The organism is Acidovorax sp. Leaf78, from assembly GCF_001422735.1.
GTDB lineage: Bacteria > Pseudomonadota > Gammaproteobacteria > Burkholderiales > Burkholderiaceae_C > Acidovorax.
Genome location: NZ_LMLZ01000012.1, coordinates 496,031 through 518,679, shown reverse-complemented (window position 1 = coordinate 518,679; position 22,649 = coordinate 496,031). Strand labels below are relative to the sequence as shown.

At 68.1% G+C, this 22,649-nt stretch carries 27 protein-coding genes; 22 read left to right on the top strand and 5 right to left on the bottom strand.

Annotated features, from left to right (window positions below; genetic code table 11):
- Positions 1 to 2: 2 nt before the first annotated feature.
- From ASF16_RS10810 to ASF16_RS10755, 12 genes are all read left to right on the top strand, one after another.
- Positions 3 to 866 (top strand): oxaloacetate decarboxylase, encoded by an 864-nt coding sequence (locus ASF16_RS10810; RefSeq protein WP_056166564.1) that lies wholly within the window; start codon positions 3 to 5, stop codon positions 864 to 866.
- Between the two features lie 93 nt (positions 867 to 959).
- Entirely contained in the window at positions 960 to 1,502 is a 543-nt protein-coding gene (gene msrA / locus ASF16_RS10805; RefSeq protein WP_156372023.1) for a peptide-methionine (S)-S-oxide reductase MsrA, read from the top strand.
- Positions 1,503 to 1,604: 102 nt separating this feature from the next.
- Complete coding sequence (locus ASF16_RS10800; RefSeq protein WP_056166325.1) at positions 1,605 to 1,868, top strand: DUF1778 domain-containing protein; 264 nt, start codon at positions 1,605 to 1,607, stop codon at positions 1,866 to 1,868.
- A gap of 14 nt (positions 1,869 to 1,882) precedes the next feature.
- Positions 1,883 to 2,362 carry a GNAT family N-acetyltransferase gene (locus ASF16_RS10795; protein ID WP_056166561.1) on the top strand — a complete coding sequence of 160 codons (480 nt, stop codon included), beginning with the start codon at positions 1,883 to 1,885 and terminating at the stop codon, positions 2,360 to 2,362.
- A gap of 213 nt (positions 2,363 to 2,575) precedes the next feature.
- Entirely contained in the window at positions 2,576 to 3,001 is a 426-nt protein-coding gene (locus tag ASF16_RS10790; protein WP_056166323.1) for a hypothetical protein, read from the top strand.
- Positions 2,998 to 3,678 carry an ABC transporter ATP-binding protein gene (locus tag ASF16_RS10785; protein ID WP_056166318.1) on the top strand — a complete coding sequence of 227 codons (681 nt, stop codon included), beginning with the start codon at positions 2,998 to 3,000 and terminating at the stop codon, positions 3,676 to 3,678. Before ASF16_RS10790 ends, ASF16_RS10785 begins: the two co-directional genes overlap by 4 nt.
- Complete coding sequence (locus ASF16_RS10780; RefSeq protein ID WP_056166314.1) at positions 3,675 to 4,910, top strand: ABC transporter permease; 1,236 nt, start codon at positions 3,675 to 3,677, stop codon at positions 4,908 to 4,910. The genes ASF16_RS10785 and ASF16_RS10780 overlap by 4 nt, the downstream gene beginning before the upstream one ends.
- 74 nt (positions 4,911 to 4,984) lie before the next feature.
- Positions 4,985 to 5,242 (top strand): hypothetical protein, encoded by a 258-nt coding sequence (locus tag ASF16_RS10775; RefSeq protein ID WP_056166311.1) that lies wholly within the window; start codon positions 4,985 to 4,987, stop codon positions 5,240 to 5,242.
- A 218-nt stretch (positions 5,243 to 5,460) separates the two neighbouring features.
- The gene (locus tag ASF16_RS10770) at positions 5,461 to 6,057 is read left to right on the top strand and encodes a DUF3299 domain-containing protein (RefSeq protein WP_056166310.1); all 597 of its coding nucleotides are present in this window, start codon (positions 5,461 to 5,463) and stop codon (positions 6,055 to 6,057) included.
- A 78-nt stretch (positions 6,058 to 6,135) separates the two neighbouring features.
- Entirely contained in the window at positions 6,136 to 6,687 is a 552-nt protein-coding gene (locus ASF16_RS10765; RefSeq protein WP_235507330.1) for a hypothetical protein, read from the top strand.
- A 318-nt stretch (positions 6,688 to 7,005) separates the two neighbouring features.
- Positions 7,006 to 9,144, top strand: a complete 2,139-nt coding sequence (locus ASF16_RS10760; protein WP_056166560.1) for a TonB-dependent receptor domain-containing protein — start codon at positions 7,006 to 7,008, stop codon at positions 9,142 to 9,144.
- Between the two features lie 874 nt (positions 9,145 to 10,018).
- Positions 10,019 to 10,381 (top strand): hypothetical protein, encoded by a 363-nt coding sequence (locus tag ASF16_RS10755; protein WP_056166557.1) that lies wholly within the window; start codon positions 10,019 to 10,021, stop codon positions 10,379 to 10,381.
- 99 nt (positions 10,382 to 10,480) lie between these two features.
- Here ASF16_RS10755 and ASF16_RS10750 read toward each other — a convergent pair whose 3' ends face one another.
- Together ASF16_RS10750 and ASF16_RS10745 are read right to left on the bottom strand one after the other, a co-directional pair.
- The gene (locus ASF16_RS10750) at positions 10,481 to 11,263 is read right to left on the bottom strand and encodes an SDR family oxidoreductase (RefSeq protein WP_056166306.1); all 783 of its coding nucleotides are present in this window, start codon (positions 11,261 to 11,263) and stop codon (positions 10,481 to 10,483) included.
- Positions 11,260 to 11,589, bottom strand: coding sequence for a nuclear transport factor 2 family protein (locus ASF16_RS10745; protein ID WP_056166304.1), 330 nt, complete (start codon positions 11,587 to 11,589; stop codon positions 11,260 to 11,262). The genes ASF16_RS10750 and ASF16_RS10745 overlap by 4 nt, the downstream gene beginning before the upstream one ends.
- Positions 11,590 to 11,690: 101 nt before the next feature.
- On the opposite strand from ASF16_RS10745, the gene ASF16_RS10740 reads away from it, so the two are divergent.
- The 7 genes from ASF16_RS10740 to ASF16_RS10710 all read left to right on the top strand — a co-directional run bounded on the left by ASF16_RS10740 (position 11,691) and on the right by ASF16_RS10710 (position 17,610).
- Positions 11,691 to 12,623 carry a LysR family transcriptional regulator gene (locus tag ASF16_RS10740; RefSeq protein WP_056166301.1) on the top strand — a complete coding sequence of 311 codons (933 nt, stop codon included), beginning with the start codon at positions 11,691 to 11,693 and terminating at the stop codon, positions 12,621 to 12,623.
- Between the two features lie 95 nt (positions 12,624 to 12,718).
- A complete protein-coding gene (locus tag ASF16_RS10735) occupies positions 12,719 to 13,141 on the top strand; it encodes an MAPEG family protein (protein WP_056166298.1) in 423 nt (140 codons plus the stop codon).
- 13 nt (positions 13,142 to 13,154) lie between these two features.
- Positions 13,155 to 13,463, top strand: a complete 309-nt coding sequence (locus ASF16_RS10730) for a hypothetical protein (protein WP_156372022.1) — start codon at positions 13,155 to 13,157, stop codon at positions 13,461 to 13,463.
- 132 nt (positions 13,464 to 13,595) lie between these two features.
- Positions 13,596 to 14,297: a response regulator transcription factor gene (locus ASF16_RS10725; RefSeq protein ID WP_056166292.1), complete on the top strand. Its 702-nt coding sequence runs from the start codon at positions 13,596 to 13,598 to the stop codon at positions 14,295 to 14,297.
- Positions 14,294 to 15,772, top strand: a complete 1,479-nt coding sequence (locus ASF16_RS10720) for a HAMP domain-containing sensor histidine kinase (RefSeq protein WP_235507329.1) — start codon at positions 14,294 to 14,296, stop codon at positions 15,770 to 15,772. The genes ASF16_RS10725 and ASF16_RS10720 overlap by 4 nt, the downstream gene beginning before the upstream one ends.
- Before the next feature lie 13 nt (positions 15,773 to 15,785).
- Positions 15,786 to 16,892: an ABC transporter ATP-binding protein gene (locus tag ASF16_RS10715; protein WP_056166284.1), complete on the top strand. Its 1,107-nt coding sequence runs from the start codon at positions 15,786 to 15,788 to the stop codon at positions 16,890 to 16,892.
- A 31-nt stretch (positions 16,893 to 16,923) separates the two neighbouring features.
- On the top strand, positions 16,924 to 17,610 hold the full coding sequence (locus ASF16_RS10710; protein ID WP_056166274.1) for an HAD family hydrolase: 687 nt from the start codon (positions 16,924 to 16,926) through the stop codon (positions 17,608 to 17,610).
- Positions 17,611 to 17,993: 383 nt separating this feature from the next.
- On the opposite strand, the gene ASF16_RS10705 is transcribed toward ASF16_RS10710, so the two are convergent.
- On the bottom strand, positions 17,994 to 18,536 hold the full coding sequence (locus ASF16_RS10705) for a DUF1697 domain-containing protein (RefSeq protein ID WP_056166272.1): 543 nt from the start codon (positions 18,534 to 18,536) through the stop codon (positions 17,994 to 17,996).
- Between the two features lie 307 nt (positions 18,537 to 18,843).
- Here ASF16_RS10705 and ASF16_RS10700 point away from each other — a divergent pair, with 307 nt between their 5' ends.
- Positions 18,844 to 19,800, top strand: a complete 957-nt coding sequence (locus ASF16_RS10700; protein ID WP_056166555.1) for an AEC family transporter — start codon at positions 18,844 to 18,846, stop codon at positions 19,798 to 19,800.
- Between the two features lie 71 nt (positions 19,801 to 19,871).
- Here ASF16_RS10700 and ASF16_RS10695 read toward each other — a convergent pair whose 3' ends face one another.
- Positions 19,872 to 20,432, bottom strand: coding sequence for a hypothetical protein (locus ASF16_RS10695; RefSeq protein WP_056166268.1), 561 nt, complete (start codon positions 20,430 to 20,432; stop codon positions 19,872 to 19,874).
- 230 nt (positions 20,433 to 20,662) lie between these two features.
- Positions 20,663 to 21,304 carry a pyridoxamine 5'-phosphate oxidase gene (pdxH, locus tag ASF16_RS10690; RefSeq protein ID WP_056166266.1) on the bottom strand — a complete coding sequence of 214 codons (642 nt, stop codon included), beginning with the start codon at positions 21,302 to 21,304 and terminating at the stop codon, positions 20,663 to 20,665.
- A 115-nt stretch (positions 21,305 to 21,419) separates the two neighbouring features.
- Between pdxH and ASF16_RS10685 the strand changes: the two genes are divergently transcribed.
- Entirely contained in the window at positions 21,420 to 21,992 is a 573-nt protein-coding gene (locus tag ASF16_RS10685) for a TetR/AcrR family transcriptional regulator (protein ID WP_056166258.1), read from the top strand.
- A 189-nt stretch (positions 21,993 to 22,181) separates the two neighbouring features.
- Positions 22,182 to 22,643, top strand: a complete 462-nt coding sequence (locus tag ASF16_RS10680; RefSeq protein ID WP_056166251.1) for a (2Fe-2S)-binding protein — start codon at positions 22,182 to 22,184, stop codon at positions 22,641 to 22,643.
- Positions 22,644 to 22,649 lie beyond the last annotated feature (6 nt).

The window sequence follows — 22,649 nt, the reverse complement described above, 5'->3', positions numbered from 1 at the left end:
CCATGACTGCCATGACCCTGCACGAACGGCTGCAGCAGCCGAACATCCTTCTGGCCCCAGGCATCTACGACGCGTTGAGCGCCCTGGTGGCCGAGCAGGCCGGCTTCGAGGCGCTGTACCTCTCCGGCGCCTCCATCGCCTACACACGGCTGGGCCGCTCCGATGTGGGCCTGACCACCTACACCGAGGTGGAAGACACCCTGGCGCGCATCACCGAGCGGGTGCGCAAGCCCGTCATCGTGGATGCCGACACCGGCTTTGGCAACGCGCTGAACGTGCAGCGCACGGTGCGCGGCTTCGAGCGCGCGGGCGCGGCCATGGTGCAGATCGAGGACCAGGGCTTTCCCAAACGCTGCGGCCACCTGGACGGCAAGACCGTGGTGCCCGCCGCCGAGATGTGCGGCAAGCTGCGCGCCGCGCTCGACGCCCGCCGCGACGCCAGCACCCTGATCCTGGCGCGCACCGACGCGCTGGCGGTCGAGGGCATAGAGGCCGCGTTCGACCGGGCCGAGCGCTACCTGGAGTGCGGCGTGGATGCGCTCTTCATCGAAGCCCTGCGCACGCCCGAACAGATGGACGCCGCCTGCCAGCGTTTCGCCCACCGCATCCCCTTGCTGGCCAACATGGTCGAGGGCGGCAAGACCCCGGTGCAAAGCGCGCAGGAGCTGGGCGAGCGCGGTTTTCGCATCGCCATCTTCCCCGGTGGCACAGCACGGGCGGTGGCCCATACCCTGCAGGGCTACTACGCCAGCCTGCACGCGCACCAGACCACGGCGCCGTTCAAGGACCAGATGCTCGATTTCGACGGGCTCAACGCGCTGATCGGCACGCCCGAGCTGATGGAGCAGGGCAGACAGTACGAATGACGAACCAGCGGGCGGCCCAATGCCCCCGCCCGCACTGCGTTACCGGGCGCCGCGTACCATGCCCCTGAAACCATTCATCGCATGGAGACCCACATGGCACAGAACCTTCAAACCATCACCCTGGGCGGCGGCTGCTTCTGGTGCACCGAGGCCGTGTTCGACCGCGTGCGCGGCATCACCGACGTGGAAAGCGGCTACACCAACGGCCAGACCATCAACCCCACCTACGAGCAGATCTGCCAGGGCGACACCGGCCACGCCGAGGTGGTGCGGCTGACGTACGACGCTGACGAGATCAGCCTGGAAGAAGTGCTGGAAATCTTCTTTCACACCCACGACCCGACCACCCTCAACCGCCAGGGCAACGACGTGGGCACGCAGTACCGCAGCGGCATCTACTTCGACAAGCCCGAGGATGGCGAGGCAGCCAACGCGATGATCCGCCAGATGTCGCAGGACAAGCTGTTCGGCGCGCCCATCACCACCGAGGTCAAGCCGCTGCAGAACTACAGCACGGCCGAGGCCTACCACCAGGACTACTTTGCGCGGAACCCGAATGCGGGTTACTGCGCGTTTGTGGTGGGGCCGAAGGTGGAGAAGTTCAGGAAGACGTTTGCGCGGTACGTGAAGGGTTGAGCTGGGACTGCGGTCGTGCAATGATGCGCTGGCGTATGTATTGACAACGGATATACATTGATCTAAAGTTTGTGTATCTATTGCATACACACAGGAGTTGCCATGCGCGACGCTGCCATCAATCTCAGGGCGCTGCCCGAGCAACGTGACTTGATCGACCATGCGGCCAGCCTGCTCGGCAAAAACCGCTCCGATTTCATGCTGGAAGCGGCTTGTGACCGCGCGCAGGCTGTGGTGCTCGATCAGGTGTTCTTCAGCCTGGATACAGACAAGTTCAAGCAGTTCACAGCCCTGCTGGACGCCCCCCGTACCTCCAACGAAGGTTTGGAACGACTCATGGCCGTCAAGGCTCCCTGGACCGCGTAAGCAGCATGAGCGGCATGGGTTTGCAGTGCAGTGCGCCACAGCCTCTGGCCACCCACCATCAGCTCGACGGTTTTGCCTGCGGAGAGCCTACGCTCGATGACTGGCTCAAGCGCCGCGCTCTGGCCAATCAATTGAGCGGGGCAAGCCGCACGTTCGTGGTGGCAGGCGCTGACGGGCGTGTCGTGGGTTACTACGCCATGGCGGCAGGCGCTGTGTCGCACCAGATGGCGACCAGCGGCGTGCGCCGCAATATGCCGGACCCCATTCCTGTGATGGTGCTGGCGCGGCTCGCGGTCGCCCGGCAGGCCCAGGGCCTTCAACTGGGGGGCGCACTGCTGCAGGATGCCGTGCACAGGGCCGTGGCGGTGTCGCAAAACGCCGGGGTTCGTGCCGTTCTCGTCCACGCGTTGCATGAGAAAGCCAAGCGTTTTTACGAGCACTACGGGTTCAAGGAATCGCCCCTGCATCCCATGACGCTGATGCTGCGCATCTAGCCACTCGCCCCGGGCGCCTGAAGCGCTGCGACCTGCGTGGCCCATGCGGATGTTGCAAAGTGCCCTTGCAGTTCCTGGGTACACCCAGGTTCAGCGACGAACACGGCAGGCATAATGCAACCCGATTGCGTTATCCACTCTGCTTGCCCATCGCTGTCCATGCCTGCCACGTCTTCACGCCCATCCAGCCCCACTTGGTCGCTGCCCGCAGGTATGCGTGCGACCCGTGCCACACGCGCACTGGCAGCGCTGTACGCAGCCCGCCCAGACGCAGCCTTCTCCGAACCCGAAGTCGAGGCCGCCCTGGCCACTGCCGGCGCCCCGGTCAACAAAGTCACCGTCTATCGCATGCTCGACCGTTTTGCCGCGGCCGGACTGCTGCACAAGCAGGTGGATGCCGCCCGCGTGACGCGGTATGCGCTCGCACCCCAAGGCGAGGACGGCGCTGCACCGCGCTTTGAATGCGACGACTGCCACCGCCAGTTCCGCCTGTCGCAAGGCTCTGCCAAGGTGCAGACAGCGTTGAAGCAGGTGCTGCAGGCGCTGGCCACCGCAGGGCACGAGAGCCTGGCGGTGGACATCGCCGTGCGGGGCCGCTGCGCGGGCTGCGCGCACCCTGCCGAGGGCGCGGCGGCATGATCCGGACCCGAGGGCTTGCCTACACCTACCCCACGGGCGATGCGCCGCTGCGCTTTCCGGATGTGGACCTGAACCAGGGCGGCACGCTGCTGCTGCGCGGCCGTTCGGGCACGGGCAAGTCCACCTGGCTGTCGCTCATTGCCGGCCTGCGCGGCGCGAGCGGCGGTGACCTGTTCGTGGGCGGCCTGCAGCTGGGCACGCAGCGCGGCGCGGAGCTCGATGCCTGGCGCGCGCGCAGCATCGGGTTCTTGCCGCAAAAGCTGCACCTGTCCAGCGCGCTCACCGTGGCGGACAACCTGGGCCTGGTCTACTTTGCAGCCGGGCTGCCGCGCGACGACTCTGCAATAGCCCGCGCGCTGGCGCAACTGGGTGTGGCAGAGCTGGCCGCGCGCAAGCCGCACCAGATCTCGGGCGGGCAGGCGCAGCGCGTGGCGCTGGCGCGGGCGGTGCTGCTGGCGCCCGAGCTGCTGCTGGCCGACGAACCCACCGCCAGCCTGGACGACGAAGCCGCCGCCGACGCGCTGTCCCTGCTGCAGCGCAGCGCCGCCGCGTGTGGCGCCAGCCTGGTCATCGCCACGCACGACCAGCGCGTGGTGCAGGCGCTGGCCGGCGCGCAGCAGCTGGATTTGAATGAAACAGCGGCCCACCGCGCTCTGGACGGGCGCAACCAGCTATGAAAAACATAGTAAAGCTCGCATCCCTGTCATGGCGCTACCTGTGGTCCCGTCCGCTGGCCGCCGTGCTCAACCTGCTGGTGCTCACGCTGGGCCTGGCCGCCATCACGCTGGTGCTGCTGGTGGCCACGCAGCTCGACACAGCTTTTGAGCGCGACCTCGACGGCATCGACCTGGTGGTGGGCGCCAAGGGCAGCCCGCTGCAACTGATCCTGGCGGGCGTGTTCCACATCGACGTGCCCACGGGCAACATCCCGCTGCAAGAGGTGCAGGCGCTGCAAAAGAACCCGCTGGTGGCGCAGGTCATCCCGCTGAGCCTGGGCGACAGCTACCAGGGCTACCGCATCGTGGGCACCACGCCGGACTATGTGTCGCACTACGGCGCCACCCTGGCCGAAGGCGGCTTGTGGCAGCAGCCCATGGACGCCGTGCTGGGCGCCAGCGTGGCGCGCGGCATTGTCAAGCCCGACCACGGCGGTGCGCCGCTGGTGGGCGCCACCTTCATCGGCAGCCACGGCCTGGGCGGGGGAGGGCACGCGCACGGCGACCATCCCTACCGCGTGAGCGGCGTGCTGGCGCCTTGCGCCTGCGTGCTCGACCGCCTTGTGCTGACCAGCACCGAATCCGTCTGGATGGTGCACGAGACCGCCACGGCCACCGAGCCCGAGGACCTGGAGATATTGAAGGAAGAGCGCGAAGTGACCGTGGCACTGCTGCGCTACCGCACGCCCCTGGCCGCCGTCACGCTGCCGCGCCAGATCAATGCCGACACCGCCTTGCAGGCCGCCGCGCCCGCCATCGAGGTGACGCGCCTGCTGCGCCTGCTGGGTGTGGGAGCCGATGTGCTGCGCGCGTTTGGCGGCGTGCTGCTGGCCGTGGCCGCGCTCAGCGTGTTCATTGCGCTGTGGAACGCGGTGCGCGAGCGCCGGGCCGACCTGGCCATGCTGCGCATGCTGGGCGCCCCCCCCGGCCGCGTGGCCGGGCTGGTGCTGTGGGAGGCGCTGTGGCTGGCCGCCATGGCGTCGGCCCTGGGCTTGCTGATGGGCCACGCCCTGGCGCACACGCTGGGCTGGGTGCTGCAGTCTCAAGGCCTGCTGCCGGTCAGCGGCCTGGTGTGGCTGCCGGCCGAGGCGGGCGTGCCGCTGCTGGCCGGTGCCGTGGCGGCGCTGGCGGCGCTGTTGCCAGCCATGCAGGCCTACCGCACCGAGGTGGCGGACCTGCTGAGCCAGCCCTGAGCTTCCTCTTCTTCATTTCACGTCAGTTCATTTCGTTTCATTCACTTCACTCCCCATCCTTCGAAAGGTTCTTCATGAAAAAACTGTTCACCACCCTGGCCCTGGTGCCATTGCTGCTGTTGGCCGGTGCCGTGGCCAACGCGCAGGGCGCGCATTCCGACAAGGAAACCAAGGCCGACATCGAGCGCCACCGGGCCATGGCCGCCGCGCACGAGGCCGCTGCCAAGTGCCTGGAATCCGGCAAGGACCACGACACCTGCCAGAAGGAACTCCAGACCGCGTGCAAGGGTCTGGGGATTGGCAAGTATTGTGGGATGCGCCACGTGCACTGATGCTCCCCCTGAGGCGCTACGCGCCTTCCCCCTGAGGGGGACGCCCCCGGTGGCCCGGCGGAGCCGGTTCCACGGGGGCACTGGTATGGGGGCGCGCCGGTTTTGCAGTGCGCAGCCGCAAATAAGCTCGGGGGGAATCAAGCCGCTGATCGACAGCGTTGATGCGGTGATGGAATGGCTGGCCTTGTGTTTGCAGGGCGTTCACGGAAGGGATTTATATGCACCATCGTTTGTTGCCTCGGTTTGTGCCCGGGCGCTCTATCGCTCTGCCTTTGGCCCTGGCGTTGGGTGTCGGTGTCTCTGGCACCGCGCTGGCACAAGCCAAGCCTTCCGCAGCGCCCGTGCTCAGTTCGCCGTTGCCGGCGGGTGCTGGTGGAGCGCCGGTGGCGGGTGTGCCGTCGGGCTCGGGGGCGGGGTATCACAGCCCGAACAGTCCCATCGCGCCGCTGCCCCAGCGCACGGATGTGATTCCTTGGTCGGTGCTGACCGACCTGACCAAGAAGACCACCAAGGACGGCATCCTGCCCGTGTTCAGCGATGCGCAAAAGGGCATGGACAAGACCACGCAGCGCATCCAGGGTTTCATGATGCCGCTGGATGCCAAGGCCACGCAGACGCACTTTCTGCTCACTTCGGTGCCGCTGACCTGCTCGTTCTGCCTGCCGGGGGGGCCCGAGAGCATGGTCGAGGTGAAGGCCAAGACCCCCGTGCGCTATTCGATGGAGCCCGTGGTGGTCGAGGGCAAGTTCACCGTGCTCCACAATGACCAGTACGGCCTGTATTACCGCGTGGTGGAGGCCGTGCCGGTGAAATAATCGCAGGGGCGCAGCGTTTTGCGCCATGCGCCTTGCCTCAATGGTGGATTCCCTTTCGTTTTTGCACTGCATCTTGTCGTGACTGTTCCATCCCGCCCACGCCGGCATCTGCCATCGCCTGCCCGCCGCAGCGCGGGGCAGGGTGCGCCTTGGCAGATGCCGGGCGGTGTGGGCCGGTGGACGGGCCGCCTGCAGACCCAGGCCCTGGTGCGGCTGGCGCTGGCGTGGCTGCTGCTGGCCCTGGTGGTGGTGCCGACACTGGGGCGGCTGCACCAGGTGGCGCACGGCGGCGCGTTGGACCGGGTGCATGCCGGGCAGGCGCTGGCGCACAGCGCGGCCCTGGCGTCTTCGTTGCCCTTGGCATCGGCAGCGACAGCCTCTGGCACGGCCAATGCCGCGCCGCTGCCCGCTGCGTCCCACGGCCACGGGCTCTGGTCGCTGTTCCTGGGGCAGCACGCGCCCGTGGATTGCCTTTTGCTCGACCAGCTTGCGCTGGGCGATGCCCTGCACAGTGCCACCCTGGCGCTGCCCGACGCGGTGCCTGCGCACGCACCGCCTGCCGACCATGCGCTGCGCACCGCCGCTGCGCATGTCGCGCTGTTCCAGGCGCGCGGCCCGCCTCGGGGCTGAGAAGCACCACGCCCCAGGCTCTTTGGCGGCTGGCCCGTCCAGTGCCTGCCTGAGCCTTGTCGCCTGACAGCACTGCACCGCACTTGATCGGATGGGATCGCCGTGCAGCCGTAGGCGCGACCACGGGCCGCCGTTTATCGCGGCCGTCACTGCTTCTTCCTTCAGTTAACTCCTGATTTCATAGCTGCTAGCGCTTGACCATCAAGCGCTGGAGGCCATTTTTGTTCATGGCTTTACGCCCCATGGCGTAAAGCCGCGCGCCGCACACCTGGCTTTGCCATTGCGGTGCGCACCTGCCCGTTGCAAGCAAGCACCACCATGACACACACCCTTCTCGCCCCCCGTTCTGCCGCCCACCGCAGCTGCCCAGCCCTTCGTCCCGTGGCCTTCGCGGCCATGCTGGCGCTGTCGGGCACCGGCATCGCGCATGCGCAGGCCGCACCTGCTGCGGCACCATCGGCACCGGTGTCGGCCGATACCGCGCCCAGCCTGCCGCCCGTCACCGTGTCTGCCAGCGGCCTGCAACTGGGGGCCACGGAGATGACCACGCCCGCCACCGTGCTGGAAGGCGACGAGCTTGTGCGCCGCCGTGAGGCCACGCTGGGCGAGACGCTCAACAGCGAGCCCGGCATCACCAGCAGCCATTTCGGCGCGGGCGCCAGCCGCCCCATCATCCGCGGCATGGACGGCCCGCGCGTCAAGGTGCTGTCCGATGGGGCCGAGCTGCACGATGCCTCCACCATCAGCCCAGACCACGCGGTGGTGTCCGAGCCCTTGCTGGCCACGCAGATCGAGGTGCTGCGCGGCCCGTCGGCCCTGGTCTACGGCAACGGTGCCGTGGGCGGCGTGGTCAACGTGCTGGACGGCAAGATCCCCACCGCCGTGCCGGAGAAGGGCTACGAAGGCAGCGCCGAGCTGCGCGCCAACACCGGCGCGCGCGAAGGGGCAGGGGCCTTTTCGCTCACGGGCGGCACTGGCAACCTGGCCGTGCACGTGGAAGGCGTCTCGCGCGACGCCAGCGACTACCGCGTGGGCAAAGGCTGGGCGCCCAATGGCGAGCCCGCCCGCAAGGTGCTGGGCAGCTTCAACCGCACCGACACCGGCAGCGTGGGCCTGTCGTGGGTGGGCGACCGCGGCTACCTGGGCGCGGCCTACACCCGCCAGACTGCCAAGTACGGCCTGCCGGGCCACAACCACAGCTTCGAGGGCTGCCACACCCACGGCGACCACCTGCATTGCGGTGCCCATGCCGACGAAGGCGAGGACGGCCACGACCATGACCACGGCGCCGAGGCCGGTGACGTGCCGGTGGTGGACCTGCGCAGCGAACGCTTCGACATCCGCGGTGAGCTGCGCAACCCCTTTGCAGGCTTCTCGGCGCTGCGCCTGCGCGCCGGCGTCACCGACTACGTGCACGACGAGGTCGAGGACGGCGCCATCAGCACCACCTTCAAGAACAAGGCCTACGACACCCGCATCGAGCTGCAGCACGAGCCCATCGCCGGCTTCAAGGGACTGATCGGCCTGCAGACCTCGCAGCGCAAGTTCAGCGCCGAGGGCGACGAGGCCTATGTGGAGCCCACCATCACCCGCAAGCTCGGCTTCTTCGCACTGGAGGAATACCGCCTGGGCGACTGGCGCTTCGAAGCCGCCCTGCGGCACGACCGCCAGACGGCCGAGGCGCAGACCAGCGGCATCGAGCGCAGCCACAACGGCACGTCCGCGTCGCTGGGTGCGGTGTGGAAGTTCACGCCCGGCTACCAGGTGGGCACCTCGTTCACCCGCGCCAGCCGGGCTCCGTCGGCCGAAGAGCTGTACGCCCAGGGCCTGCACATGGCCACCAGCACGTACGAGCGCGGCAACCCCGACCTGCGCTCCGAGATCTCGCAGAACATCGACGTCAGCCTGAAGAAGACCAGCGGCGACACCACCTTCGGCGTCAGCGTGTTCCGCAACCGTATCAGCAACTACATCTACGGCCGCACGCTGGACGAGGTCGATGGCCTGCAGCTGCTTCAGTACAGCCAGGCCGACGCCACCTTCACCGGCATCGAAGGCCAGGTGCGCCAGCGCCTGAACCGCCACTTCGGCATCACCCTGTTCGGCGACACCGTGCGCGCGCGCCTGGCCGGCGGCGGCCTGCTGCCCCGCATCCCCGCCACCCGCGCCGGCCTGCGCCTGGACGGCAACTGGAACGCCTGGGAAGGCCAGGTCGAATGGGTGCAGGTGGCCCGCCAGGGTCGTGTGGCGGAGTTCGAAACCGCCACGCCCGGGTACGGCATGCTGAATGTGGGCGTGAGCTACAGCGGCCAGTTCAGCGGCGGCACACCGTGGCAGGTGTATGTGAAGGCGAACAACCTGACCGACCGCCTGGCGTATGCGCACACCTCGTTCATCAAGAACGCGGCGCCGCTGATGGGGCGCAACGTGACGGTGGGGGTAAAGGTAGCGTTTTGATGGACGGGCCCGGGCGCCATGCGGGTTGGCAGCCCGCGCCCGGGCCGTGTTGAGCAGGAATGGATGGGAAGTCTCGCCAGTTCATTCCAATTGTTAACAAAATTCAACTGTTTGCAATAACTGGATACAAGTCATAAAATCCTAGGTGAAAACCCTGGTTTGAGACCCAGCACCTGATCAAAAACCGATCGTCCCCACGGCGTCCCGCGCCGGGCGTTGGGGGATCGGGCCACCCGGACACCCACCCGCGCCGCTGACGAAGCTTCGTGGGGGTCTGTCCGCCGACATCCGGCACTGCCACATGGGGCGAGGGGATAAGTCCCCGTCCACCAACCCCGATGTCCAGATCAGCCACTTTCCCTCTTTATTACCGAGCCGACCGTCGATGCCCGTACCCGAAATTGCCGTCCTGGACCTGACTTCACGCATTGGCGGCTACGCGCTGGCCCAGCTCGGTGTGACCGGCACCACCGGCCACGGCGCCTGGGAAAAGATGCCACTGGGCGGTGTGGCGGGGTCTCCGGAGATCAGCTGGTACCGGCCTGCCAACGTGCCGGATCTGTCCCAGCTGCCAGCCCAGCCCGACGCCGTGGCCATCCTGGTGGGCCCCGGCGCCTTCACCATGCTGCCGGCGGTGCTGGCGCTGCAGCCGCTGCTGGACGCGCGGGCGGTGTGGTTCTTCCTGCTGCCCAACGCCGTGATGGAAGACATGGAGATCGCCAAGTTCCTGCGCACCCACCCGCGCGCGGGGGTTCACAAATACCAGTTGCCCAACAGCGACCCGCAGACGCTGTGGTTCGTGCTGATGGAGCAGGTGGGCAAGGTCAAGACGGTCAATGAGTATTTCAACGAAGAGAAAAAAGGCACAGACGGTATGAGTTCGAATCTGAAGAGTTCCATGGACGCAGCCATGACGATCGACGGCGCGCTGGCCGTGGCGGTGGTGGACTACCGCAGCGGCATGTGCCTGGCGCAGGCCGGCAGCGGCATGAACCTGGACCTTGCCGCCGCAGGCAACACGCAGGTTGTGCAGGCCAAGCTCAAGACCATGGAATCCCTGGGCATCCGCCGCGGAATCGAAGACATCCTGATCACGCTGGCCGAGCAATACCACCTGATCCGCCTGATCCCCAACAACGAAGGCCTGTTCCTGTACCTGGTGCTTGACCGCAGCAAGGGCAACCTGGCCCTGGCCCGCTACCGGCTGACTGACCTGGAGCGATCGCTGAAGGTTTGAGACCCCGTGTCTGGCCACAACACCCACAGTCCGCATTGACCGGGCCGCAACAGCGGCCGCTGTGTTGCCGCTTGTGATGCGCCCGCTACCGGCGCCCCTCTACACCGTAGGCACCGTGCCCCCATCGATGATGTGCTCCGAGCCCGAGATCGCTGCGGCCCTCGGCGAGACCAGGAAGGTGATCAGGTCTGCCACTTCCTGCGGCCTAGCTGGCCGGCCGAGCGGGATGCCGCCGAGCGACTGCATGATGATCCGTTGCCCGCCCGCGTAGTCGGTACCGGCCTGATCGGCCAGGCGCTGGGCCAGTGCCACCGAGGCCTCGGTCTCGATCCAGCCGGGAGCGACGCTCAGCACCCGCACGCCCTGGGGCGTGACCTCTTTCGACAACGCTTTGCTGTACGTGGACAACGCCGCCTTGGCCGCCGCGTAGGCGGTGGTGGATTCCGGCAGCGGCAGCAGCCGCTGGATGGAGCTGACGTGGACGATGACGCCCGAGCCGCGGGCCAGCATGCCGGGCAGCAGGGCGCGGTCCAGCCGCACGGCCGGCATCAGGTTCTGGTTGATTTCGCTGAACCACTGCACATCGTCCAGCGCGGCAAAGCCGCCGCCCGGGGCGCTGGAGCCGCCCACCACGTTGACCAAAGTATCGACACTGCCCCAGTGCTGCAACACCGATTGGGCGACTGTTTCCACGCCCTGCGCGGTGGTGATGTCGGCTGCCACATAGAGCACGCCGTCGGCCGGTTGCACAGGCACCGCGCGCGCGGTGGCCATGACCTGCGCACCCGCACTGCGCAGCGCGCTGACGACGGCGGCTCCGACCCCTTTGGTGCCGCCGGTGATCAGGGCGCGTTGCCCTTGCAGTTGAAGGTCGAAGCTCATACCGTGACCTCCAGCGAGGCGATCAGGCCACGCTCGAGGCGAAAGTAGTAGCGCAGGTCCAACGGGCTGCCAGGGAAGTTGCCCTCCACACGGCTCGTCACCACGTGCTGCCCGTGGTGCTGCTCCAGCGCCACAGGGCTGGCCGTGTACGTGTACTTGGCAGACGCTGCTGTGCGCCACGCCGCGATGGCCTCGCGGCCTTGGTGGGTGTGGCCCTCATCCTGGACGACGGCCCCTGGCGTGAAGCACTGGGCCAGGGCTTCGGAGCTCTGCCTGTCGGCCGCGAAATAGGCGGCAATGGGGTCGGGAAGGTGCAATTTGGTCATGGCGACAAACTCCTGAGTGGTGGAAGCCGTGAGATTGACGCCTCTGAAGAGTTTAGTGAATGGCCTAGAATACGAATGAGCTATGTAGAAACGAATACACAATGCGTGGAGCGGAGTTTGCGGAACTGAAGGCCTTTGCCGCAGTGGTGGAGCGGGCGAGCTTTGCCCGGGCGGCGGAACACCTGGGCCTGTCGCCGTCGGCGTTGAGCCAGACCATCCGCCTGCTCGAAGCCCGCATGGGCGCCCGGCTGCTCAACCGCACCACGCGCAGCGTGGCGCCCACGCCCACGGGAGACCTTCTGTACGCGCGACTGGCGCCCTTGTTTCGGGACATGGCCGATGCCGTGGCCGAGGCCAGCGCGGCGGCCGGCCAGATGCGCGGAAAACTGCGCATCAACACCCTGGGCATGGCGGCCCGCCAGGTCATTGCGCCGCGGCTGGGGCGGTTTCACCGGGCGCACCCGGATGTGCAGCTGGACATCGTGGTGGACGACGGCTTGAGCGATATCGTGGCGGGGCGTTTCGATGCCGGGATTCGCGTGGGCGGGCGGCTGGAGAAGGACATGATTGCCGTGCGCCTGACCCCGGACATCCACATGATTGCCGTTGCGTCCAGAGACTACCTAGCGCGACGCGGCGTGCCCCAGTCCCCCGACGACCTGCATCACCATGCCTGCATCAACTGGCGCCTGCAGGCCGATGGCAGCGCCTACCGGTGGGAGTTCGAGCAGGCCGGAAAACGCGTGGAGGTGGCTGTGGACGGGCCTCTGGTCACCAACCATTCGGACCTGGGGGTGGCCGCGGCCCTGCAAGGGCTGGGGATCGCCTATGTGTTCGAACGCGACCAGATGGACGAGCACCTGCGCCAGGGGCGGCTCGTGCAGGTCCTCGCCGATTGGTCCGTCACGCGTCCCGGCCTGTTTCTCTACTACTCGAACCGGCGGCACCCGTCGCCGGCCCTGGCCGCGTTGATCGACTGCCTGCTCGACAGGGAGCCACTGGCGTCCGAGCGCCCGTTCCAGGCTGGCCACTGATGCGGCGGGGTGCAGGCGCCATACCGCAAACATGCAGCTTGCCAACGCACAATCGCCGACACTGGTTTTTTGTCATCCCTTCGCCGCGCCCCACCATGTCCCACCTTTCCCACCTGTTGCTCTACCCCATGGCACTGCACGTCGCCCTTGCCACGGTGCTCTACATGCTGCTCACCGCAGTGCGCGCCCCGTCGGTCTGGGGCATTGGCCGCAGCGCCGATGGCTCCAACCCCTGGGCGGCGCTGGAGCGCAGGGTGAGCGCCAATCTCTCCAACCAGTTCGAGTGGCCGCTGTTTTTCTACGCCGCTTGCCTGGTGCTGTGGCAACTCCAGGCGGTCGACGGAGTGCAGCTTGCGCTGGCGTGGGTGTTCATCGCGGGGCGGGTTGCGCACAGCGTCGTGCAGGTGGGGACGACCAACGTGCGCTTGCGCGGCCTGGTCTTCACCATCAACTTTCTGGCGGTGCTGGGCATGTGGGGCTGGCTGGTGGCCGGGCAGTCCGGTCTGGTGGGCCGTTAGCTTGCAGCAGACCATGACGCGCCAGCAGCTGCATGACTGGCTGGTGGCAACCGCAGGGCTGGTGCCGGAGCCGGCGGTCAACTCTGTGTCGCGCACCTACTTCTATAAAACTGTGGAGTGGCATCCGGCGCGCAGTTCCCGCGTGCTGCGTGTTCTCTTCGGTGCCGACGGCCAGCCCAACCGCATCCAGCTGTGTGCATCGTCCGACAATAACAACGCGGTGCTGATCGCGGGCCCGTTCACTGTCCAGGGCCTGGGCGCACGGGTGGCTCAGGAGGTGGAGAGGGTGAGGGAGCGGCTGGGCGCTTGCAGCGGCGGGTAGTGCACCGTAGCAGGCCAACCGGTGGCCTTGTCGTGCATCTCATCTGGTCCACCCGCTTTCGACTTGCTTTCACCCGCCCTTGGTGAAAGCACAATGGCAGCCCCTGTGCGCACGCGGCATGATCCCCTGCTTATGAAACTCCTCTTGGTCGAAGACGATTTTGATCTGGCCGGCGCCCTGAGCCGCAGCCTGGCGGCGCGCGGCTTCGAGGTGCTGTGCTGCGCGGACGGCAAGGAGGCGCTGGCGGCAGCCCGTCGCACCGTGTTCGACGTGATCACGCTCGACCTGTCGCTGCCCGGGCTGGACGGCCTGGAGGTGCTGCGCCGCCTGCGCGACGGCGGCAGCACCACGCCTGTGCTGGCGCTCACGGCCCGCGCGGCGGTCACGGACCGGATCGCGGGGCTGGAGGCGGGCGCCGATGACTACCTGGCCAAGCCGTTCGACCTGGACGAGCTGGTGGCGCGCCTTCGGGCGCTCACGCGGCGGGTGGGGCGCGACGGGCAGTTGCGCTGCGGCGCGCTGTACCGCGAGCCCGGCACCGGGGTGTTCTACAACGATGCGCTGCCGCTGGACCTGTCGCAGCGCGAGGCCGAACTGCTGCGGCTGCTGATGTCCCGCGTGGACCGGGTGGTGAGCAAGGAAGAGCTGCGCACACAGGTGTTTGCCGACACGGGCGAGCAGCAGGTGCAGGCCGACGCGGTGGAGGTGGTCGTACACCGCCTGCGCAAGAAGCTGGTGGGCACCAATGCCGAGATCGTGACCCTGCGCGGCGTGGGCTACCTGCTGTGCGACGGCGACAGCATGGCCGCGCAAAAGGGCGGGGCGCCCCGGTGACGCTGTGGCTGCGGCGCCGGTGGGGTGCGTGGCATGGGCCAAAGCGCTGGCAGCCGCGCGGCGGCTCGCTGCGGCGGCTGCTGGTGGTGTGGCCGCTGGCGGCGCTGTGGGGCCTGGTGGCGCTGTTCATCGGCGTGCATGCGGTGCAACAGATGCGTACCAATGCCGACTGGCAGGACAACACCCTGCGCGTGGCCCTGCTGGCCTGGCCCACAGGGCAGGGCACCGACAGCGACGCCGATACCGGTGCGCCAGCCTACGCCACCCCATCGGTCCGGCCGCAGTGGCTGCGCGAGACCCGGCTGGGCGGCGAGCGCCTGGCCGGCAGCGCGGCGGTGCCGCCCTTGCTGTCGGTGCACGAACTCGGCGCGCCCGGGCAGGTGCACTTCTACCTGGCAGAGATTGATGGCCAACTGGCCCGCGTGGGCGCCACGCTGTACCAGCCCGCAGGGGTTGCCGCTGGCGGCGAGCCCGTCGTGCGGCAGGTGGCGCGCCGCTGGAACGAGCGCCTGCCCACCGCGGGGCAGATGCTGGACAACCCGGTCTTGCGCGCCGTCTACGCCCTGGCGCTGGCGATGAGCGCCGTGTCGGTGGCGCTGGCGCATGTGGCGTCCGCCTGGCTGCGCCGCGCGGATGCGTCGCTGGAGCGGCCGGCGGGCGCGGCCGTGGCGCCGTACGAAGGGCCGTCGGAACTGGCGCCTGCCGTGGTGCACCTGCGCACGCTGCAGGCGGGGCAAAGCCGCTGGATCGAGGAGCAGCGGCGCTTTCTGGCCGACGCCACGCACCAGCTTCGCACCCCCATGGCGGTGCTGCGCACGCAGCTGCAGTCGGCCATCCATGGCGACGTGTTGCCGGCCGACGCCTTGCAGCAGATGCTGCACACGGTGGACAGGGCCTCGGGCCTGGCCAACCAACTGCTCAGCCTGAGCAAGGTGGAGCAGCTCAAGCGCATGGGCGAGCTGCCCTGCGTGGACCTGAACGCCGTGGCGCGCGAGGCGGTGATGGAGCTGGCACCGCTGATCGCCGCCAAGCGCCTGGACTTTGCGCTGGAGGGGCCTGACCTCTCAGTGCCCGGCGACGCTGCCTTGCTGGGCGAGCTGATGCGCAACCTGCTGGCCAACGCCATTCACCACACACCGGCGCACGGCCGGCTGGGCGTGCTGCTGCGCGACAGCACCGGCTGGCGCGAAATGCTGGTGTGGGACGAAGGCCCCGGCATCGAGGACGGGGTGCGCCAGCGCCTGTTCCAGCCGTTTTCTGCGGGCAAGGGCGGCGTGGGCCTGGGCCTGTCGATCTGCAAGCAGATCGCCGAGTCGATGGGCGCCGAGGTCACCCTGTTCAACCGGCAGGACGCGGGGCGGGTGGTGGGCGTGGATGCACTCGTGACCTGGGGGCCGTCGGCGGCGCCGGGGGACACCGGCGCCACGCTGGCCCCGGGCGGCCTGCCGGCAGCGCCAGGCGCCGCGCCTGCCTGAGGAAACCACTGCTATGACCCTGTCTTCATTCCCACCGCCCCTGGCGTCCCACGGCATCGAGTTCCAGGGCGTGTGCAAGCGCTTTGGCCCCGCCGACAGCGACCCGTTGGTGGTGGACCACATCAGCTTTGCCGTGCCCCGAGGCACGCTCACCACCATCCTCGGGCCGTCGGGCTGCGGCAAGACCACCACGCTGCGCATGATCGCCGGGCTGGAGTCGCCTACGGCCGGGCGCATTTTCATCGACGGCCACGACGTGACCACCCTGGGCCCGGCCCAGCGCAATGTGAGCCTGGTGTTCCAGAGCTACGCGCTGTTTCCGCACATGAACGTGATCGACAACGTGTGCTATGGCCTGCGCATGTCGGGCCTGGGCAAGGCCCAGGTGCGCGAGAAGGCGCGCGCCATGCTGGATACCGTGGGCCTGCACGGGCTGGACCAGCGCCGGCCCGCGGAGCTGTCGGGCGGCCAGCAGCAGCGGGTGGCGCTCGCCCGGGCGCTGGCGCTGGAGCCGGCGGTGCTGCTGTTCGACGAGCCGCTGTCCAACCTGGACGCCCGCCTGCGCCGCGCGATGCGCGAAGAGATCCGCACGCTGCAGCAGCGGCTGTCGCTCACCGTGGCGTACGTGACGCACGACCAGAGCGAGGCATTGGCGGTCAGCGACCAGATCATCGTGATGAACAAGGGCGCCATCGCCCAGCGCGGCGCGCCCAGCGAGCTGTACGAGCAGCCCGCGTCGGAGTTCGTGGCCGGCTTCATGGGCGAGGCCATGCTGTTCGAGGGCACCAACCAAGCCAGCCAGCGAAGCCATGCGGATGGCGGCGCCCCGGGCCATGCCGACCTGGGCCCGCTGCGCGTGCCGTCTCCGCCCTCGCTGCCGTCCGGCCCCGTGAAGATCGCCGTGCGGCCCGAGGCCTGGATCATCGGCCCGGCCACCACGGCGGGCCTGGCCGCCCGGCTGACCAAGCGCACCTACCTGGGCAGCATCATGGAATACACGTTTGCCAGCGCGCTGGGCGAGATCTTCGTCGTCTCGCCCCTGGTCAAGGCACCGCTGGATGTGGGCGCGCCGGTGAGCCTGACGCTGGCGGACCACGGCGTGTCCGTGGTGGCTGGCTAGACCCAGATGAACTGCAACAACGAACCCCGCAATGACTGAGCCCATCCCCCTCGTGCCCGCCCACCGCAAGCCCTGCACCGTGGCGATTTTTGATCTGGACAACTGCCTGCTGGACGCCCGCGCCATGGGCACGCTGTTCGAGTCGGCCTTCGTGGCCATCCGTAAGGCCAACCAGGGCACCCTGTCGCCCGAGGTGCTGGAAGAAGCCATTGGCGAGTGCTGGTACACGGCCTTCGACCTGGTGGCCGAGCGCTTCGGCTTCAGCGCCGCGATGCGCGACGCGGGCTGGCAGGAGTTTTGCCGCATGGAGATGCGCCCGCCGCTGTCGGGCTACGCCGACATCGGCCAGTTGCCCGGCTTGCCGGTGCGCAAGTACCTGGTGACCAGCGGGTTTCGGCGGCTGCAGCAGAGCAAGATCGACGCGCTGGGCATTGCGCCGTGGTTCGAGCGCGTGGTGATCGACGCGATCGACGAGCCCGGGCCGCACGGCAAGGGCCGCATCTTTGCGGACATCCTGGCCCAGGAAGGGTGTGCACCCCGGCAGGTGCTGGTGGTGGGCGACAACCCGCTGTCCGAGCTGGGCGCGGGGCGCGCGCTGGGCATGGTGACGGTGCAGACCGTGCGGCCCGGCGTCAGCCCCTGGGACGGGGCCGACCACCAGGTCATGGGCCTGGAAGGGGTGGCGCGGCTGCTGTCGGCGGCGCCGGCACCGCAGTAACGGCTGGGCGCTACCGGCCGGGCCACGCTGGCCGCAGCGTCAGCAGCGTCAGCAGATGGCCGAGAGCGAGTCCACGATGTGCTGCTGGCGCCGGGTCAGCGCCGCGTAGCCTTCGCGGATCAGCCGCTTCACGGCCGCGTGGATCTCAAGTTCTGTGTACAGCATGGAGCCCTCCGGATGTCGTGGTGTACGCCCGGCTCCACCGCCCGTCACCAACGGGGGCAGGGAAGGGCGCCCTGTGCGCGCTGACTTGTGGCGGTGCCGAAGCGCCCAGGGGGCGGGCCGCGGCAGGCGCCCAGTCAGCCCCGCCAGCTTGCCAGCCTGCGCGCAGGGCAAACGGCCAAGGAGACAGGCAAACCCCGGGCAGTTCGTTCCACGGGCAGTCACGCATGGCGCTCCAGCAGCCGGCACAGCGTGCCCCAGGTGCGGGTGGTGGCGGGCAGGCCGAAGAGCTTTTCGGCCCACACGTTCGGGCTGCCCATGGTCAGGCCGTGCGCGTGGCTCACCGACAGCAACGCGGTGTCGGTGTACAGCAGCACCTGCACATCGCCGCGGGCGTTGCTCTGCGGCAGGCCGGGCACCACCTGCGCGTCGTCGTGCAGAAAGGTCACGTAGAAGTCGTACACGGGCGGGCTCTTGCTCAGGCCGGTAAACGGGTCGCGGAAGCGCAGGGACAGCAGGCCGGGCATGTCGCGCAGAAAGACGGGCTCGTCGAACCCGCGCTCGTGCACCAGCATCGCCTGCACCGCCCGCAGGACCTGGCGCGCGGGCCGCACACCGCGTGCGGTGAAGGCCACCGTGCCGTTGGTCTGGAACGATGCCGCCTCTCCGGCGCCGGCTCGCGTGAAGATGCTCTCGAGTTCAGCGCGCGACGGCGCGGCGCCGTGGCCCAGGTTGAGGTTGCGAAAGAAGGCGGCGAACTTCATGTCGATGCACGCTGTGGCGGATGCTGGCTGGCACTATAGGGCGCTCCAAAGCGTGTTGCACCTGTGGCGCCGGCCCCTTCAGCGGGCGGCGCATGCTGGCCTGTGGGTGGCTGCATGCCCGGGTGAATGCCAAAAACTGAAGAAAAATGGCACCTACCGCTTGATGGGATTGCGGGAGCAGCTATTCAATTCATAGCAAAGGCTGTGATGCACCTGCGGCAGAGGCCACAATACCGGCCGCGGCCACCACCGGCCGCGCTGTCGTCCACCCCTTTGCCGGCCGCCCCAGCGCGCCGTGCCGCCCACCGTGAACTCGCCCGTCGTCACCTCGCTGCTCCCCGTCATCCTGTTCATCGTCATCGGCTTCTACACGGGGCGGCGCGGGTGGATACGGGCCGAGGCCGTGAAGGACCTGGCCAACCTCGTGTTCATGGTGCTCACCCCCGCGCTGCTGTTTCGCACCATGAGCTCGGTGCATGTGCAGGACCTGGACTTCGGCCCCATCGCCATCTACTTCGCGGCGGCGATGCTCGTCTTTGGCGTGACCATGGCGGTGCTGGGCTTCTCCAGCCTGGCGGCGGCGCGCGCGCTGGCCAACACCTTCAGCAACACCATCATGATCGGCGTGCCGCTGGTAAGCCTGGTGTTTGGCGAGGCCGGGCTGGTGACGCTGTTCACCCTGATCTCGGTGCACGCGCTCATCCTGCTGACCGCCGCCACCGTGGTGTTCGAGCTGGCCTCTGCGCGCGAGCATGCGGGCCGCGCCGGGGGCACGCAGCAGGCCATGTGGCGCACCGTGCTGCAGGCGGTGCGCAACGGCATCGTGCACCCGGTGCCGCTGCCCATCATCGCGGGCCTGCTGTTTGCGCAGACGGGCCTCGCCATCCCGGCCGTGGTGGACAAGCCCATGCTGCTGCTGGGCCAGGCGCTCGGGCCCATCTCGCTGCTGCTGGTGGGCGTGACGCTGGCGTTCACCAAGGTGGGCCACCATTTCAAGGCGGCCCTGCGCATCGCGGTGGTCAAGTGCGTGGTGCACCCGCTGGTGCTGGTGGCGCTGGCCTGGGCACTGGGCCTGTCGGGCATGCCGCTGGCGGTGATGATCGTGGCGGCGTCGCTGCCGGTGGGCGCCAACGTGTTCCTGTTCGCCCAGCGCTACCAGGTGGCCGAGGACGAGGTGACCGCCAGCGTGGCGGTGTCCACGGCGCTGGCGCTCATCACCATGCCGGTGGTGATCCTCGGGGTGACGAAGTTCTTCGCCGTGTAAGGCGCGGCCGGCGCAATGGCTACCTGTAGGCAGCAAGGCAAACCGGCCGGGCCGGTGCGATGCGATGCGCCTTATCGGGCCGCGTACGGCAGCGACGAGTGGTGCACCACGATGCGCAACTGGCCCGCATCGTCCTTGGCGAAGCTCCAGGTCTTGTCCACCGTGGTGACCGTGCCGTCCGGCCCGGTGAAGCGCACGTTGCCCATGGTCATGGCCACGTCGCCAGAGATGTAGACCGCAGCATTGTCGACATCGCACTTCTTCCAGCCCTTGAGCGCAAAGCCGGTGTCGTTGGGGTAGCTGGGGTTGCCGCCCACAAAGTACGCCAGCGCACCGGCGCGGTCGGTGCGGAAGGTCTGCGGCGCCACGGTGAGCGTGGGCTTGAACAGTACGGCGCCGAACTGGTAGCCGTAGGCGCTGTCGATCACCTTGGCCGCGAGCGCAGTGGCGGCAGCGACGCCGTCGCGCTGGTGGACGGCACTGATGTCGAGCAGCGCCTTGCACCAGTTCTGCTGCGCGGTCAGCACTTCGGCCTCATTGATCGCGTGGTTGACCACGGGTGTCTTGGCGTGGGCTTGCAAAGAAGCGGCGGTGACGAGGAAAGCGGCCAGTGCCAGGCGGTTGATTTTCATGGAAGTTCAATGGTTGTGAGTTGTTGACGCCGACTGCGAAGTCAGCGGTTCCCATTGAACCGGGCAGGGGTGGACAGAACGTGATGCGCCCATGAACCGCGACGAAGCGGGACATGAACGGAAGATGAACAGGGCCCCCACCGCCCTTGGGCTCCCGTGCGCTCCTGTGTGCTCCTGTGTGCTCCTGTGTGCGCCCTTGGCGCGCCCCGGGTGGGGCGGCCAGGCCTCGCTCAGGGTGCGAGGCGCTCCCGCACCCACTCGCCCTGGTCCAGGCGGTAGCGCAGGCGGTCGTGCAGGCGGCTCTTGCGGCCCTGCCAGAACTCCCATTGCTCGGGCTTGAGGCGGTAGCCGCCCCAGTGCGGCGGGCGCGGCGGCTTGAGCAGGAACTGCGCGCCGTACTTGGCCGCATTGGCCACCAGCACGCTGCGGCCTGCGATCACCTGGCTCTGCGGGCTGGCCCAGGCGCCGATGCGGGAGTCGAGCGGGCGGCTGTGAAAATACGCGTCGCTTTCCTCGTCGCTCACTTTCTCCACCGTGCCTTCGATGCGCACCACGCGCTCGAGCTCCACCCAATGGAACTGCAGCGCGGCGAACGGGTTGCCGCCGATCTGGCGGCCCTTGCGGCTGTCGTAGTTGGTGAACCAGACGATGCCGCGCTCGTCGTAGCCCTTGATGAGCACGATGCGGGTGCTGGGGCGCAGGTCGCTGCCCACGGTGGCCAGCGTCATGGCGTTGGGCTCGGGGATCTCGGCCTTGATGGCCTCTTGCAGCCACTGGTCGAACTGCTGCAGCGGCGCGGCGTGCGAGGCGTCTTCGTTGAGTTCTGCGCGCTCGTAGCTCTTGCGCAGGTCGGCGATGGAGTGCGTGGTCATGGCAGCGATTGTGCATCGCCCGTACCATCACGCCTTGCGCTACGGCAGGCGTTTGCGCCGGGCTTGGCACCCGCTGGTTGTGGCCGAATGATTATTCGCTTATAGTCGCCCCGCCATGAAACCCAAGGACGATGAGAAACAGCGCGCCATTGCGCAGGCCACCTTCGACCTGGTGGCCCGCACGGGCCTGAGCGGCCTGACCATGGCCGAGATCGCGCGGGCCGCGGGCATTGCTACCAGCACGCTCTACGTGTACCACCCGTCCAAGGACGAACTCATCAGCCAGCTCTACCAGGACGCCAAGACCGTGACGGCCACGCGCCTCATGGAGGGCGTGCTGCCCGACATGCCCTACCGCGCCCGCGTGCGCCGCAGCTGGTGCAACCTGCTGCGCCACCGGCTGGACCAGTATGCCGAGGTGGTGTTCCAGGAGCAGTACTACAACTCGCCCTGGTTCACCGACGGCAACCGCGAATTCTCCACCCGGCTGATGGCCGGTTTTTTTGCGCTGATGGCCGAAGGGCAGCAGCAAGAGATCCTCAAGGCCGTGCCGGTGCCGCTGCTCACGGCCAGCTTTGTCGGCTCGGTGCGCGAGACGGCCAGTCTGATCCGATCGAAGACGCTGCCCGACGACGACGCCGTGCACCAGATGGCGTTTGGCCTGTGCTGGGATGCACTCAAGGCATGAAGGCCCTGGCCGCCCGTGAATGCAATGCGCAACACCGCCCCGCCAGCCTGACCGCCAGCACAAACTCAGAATTTCGGATTTAATCGAATAAATATTCTCTTAAAAAAACGAAAAAACCAAGCGGCGATACAGCCGCACCTGATTGCGCCGTCTTTTGCAGGCGCTGACCTTCACCCCTGGAGTCCCACGATGCCCACCCTGAACATCAATGGCAAAGACACGCCCGTCGACGCCGACGAATCCACCCCCATCCTCTGGGCCCTGCGCGACACGCTGGGCATGACCGGCACCAAGTTCGGCTGCGGCCAGGCCTTGTGCGGTGCCTGCACGGTGCACCTGAACGGCGCGCCGATCCGCTCGTGCATCACGCCGATCTCGGCGGCGGCGGGGCAGAAGATCACCACCATCGAGGCCGTCACGGAGAGCGACAAGGTGGGCAAGGCCGTGCACGCGGCCTGGGTCAAGCACGACGTGGCCCAGTGCGGCTACTGCCAGAGCGGCCAGATCATGAGCGCCACCGCACTGCTCAAGGGCAAGAAGAAACCGAGCGACGCCGACATCGACTCCGCCATGGCCGGCAACGTGTGCCGCTGCGGAACCTATGTGCGCATCCGCGCCGCCATCCACGACGCCGCCAAGACGCTGGCCTGACCCAAG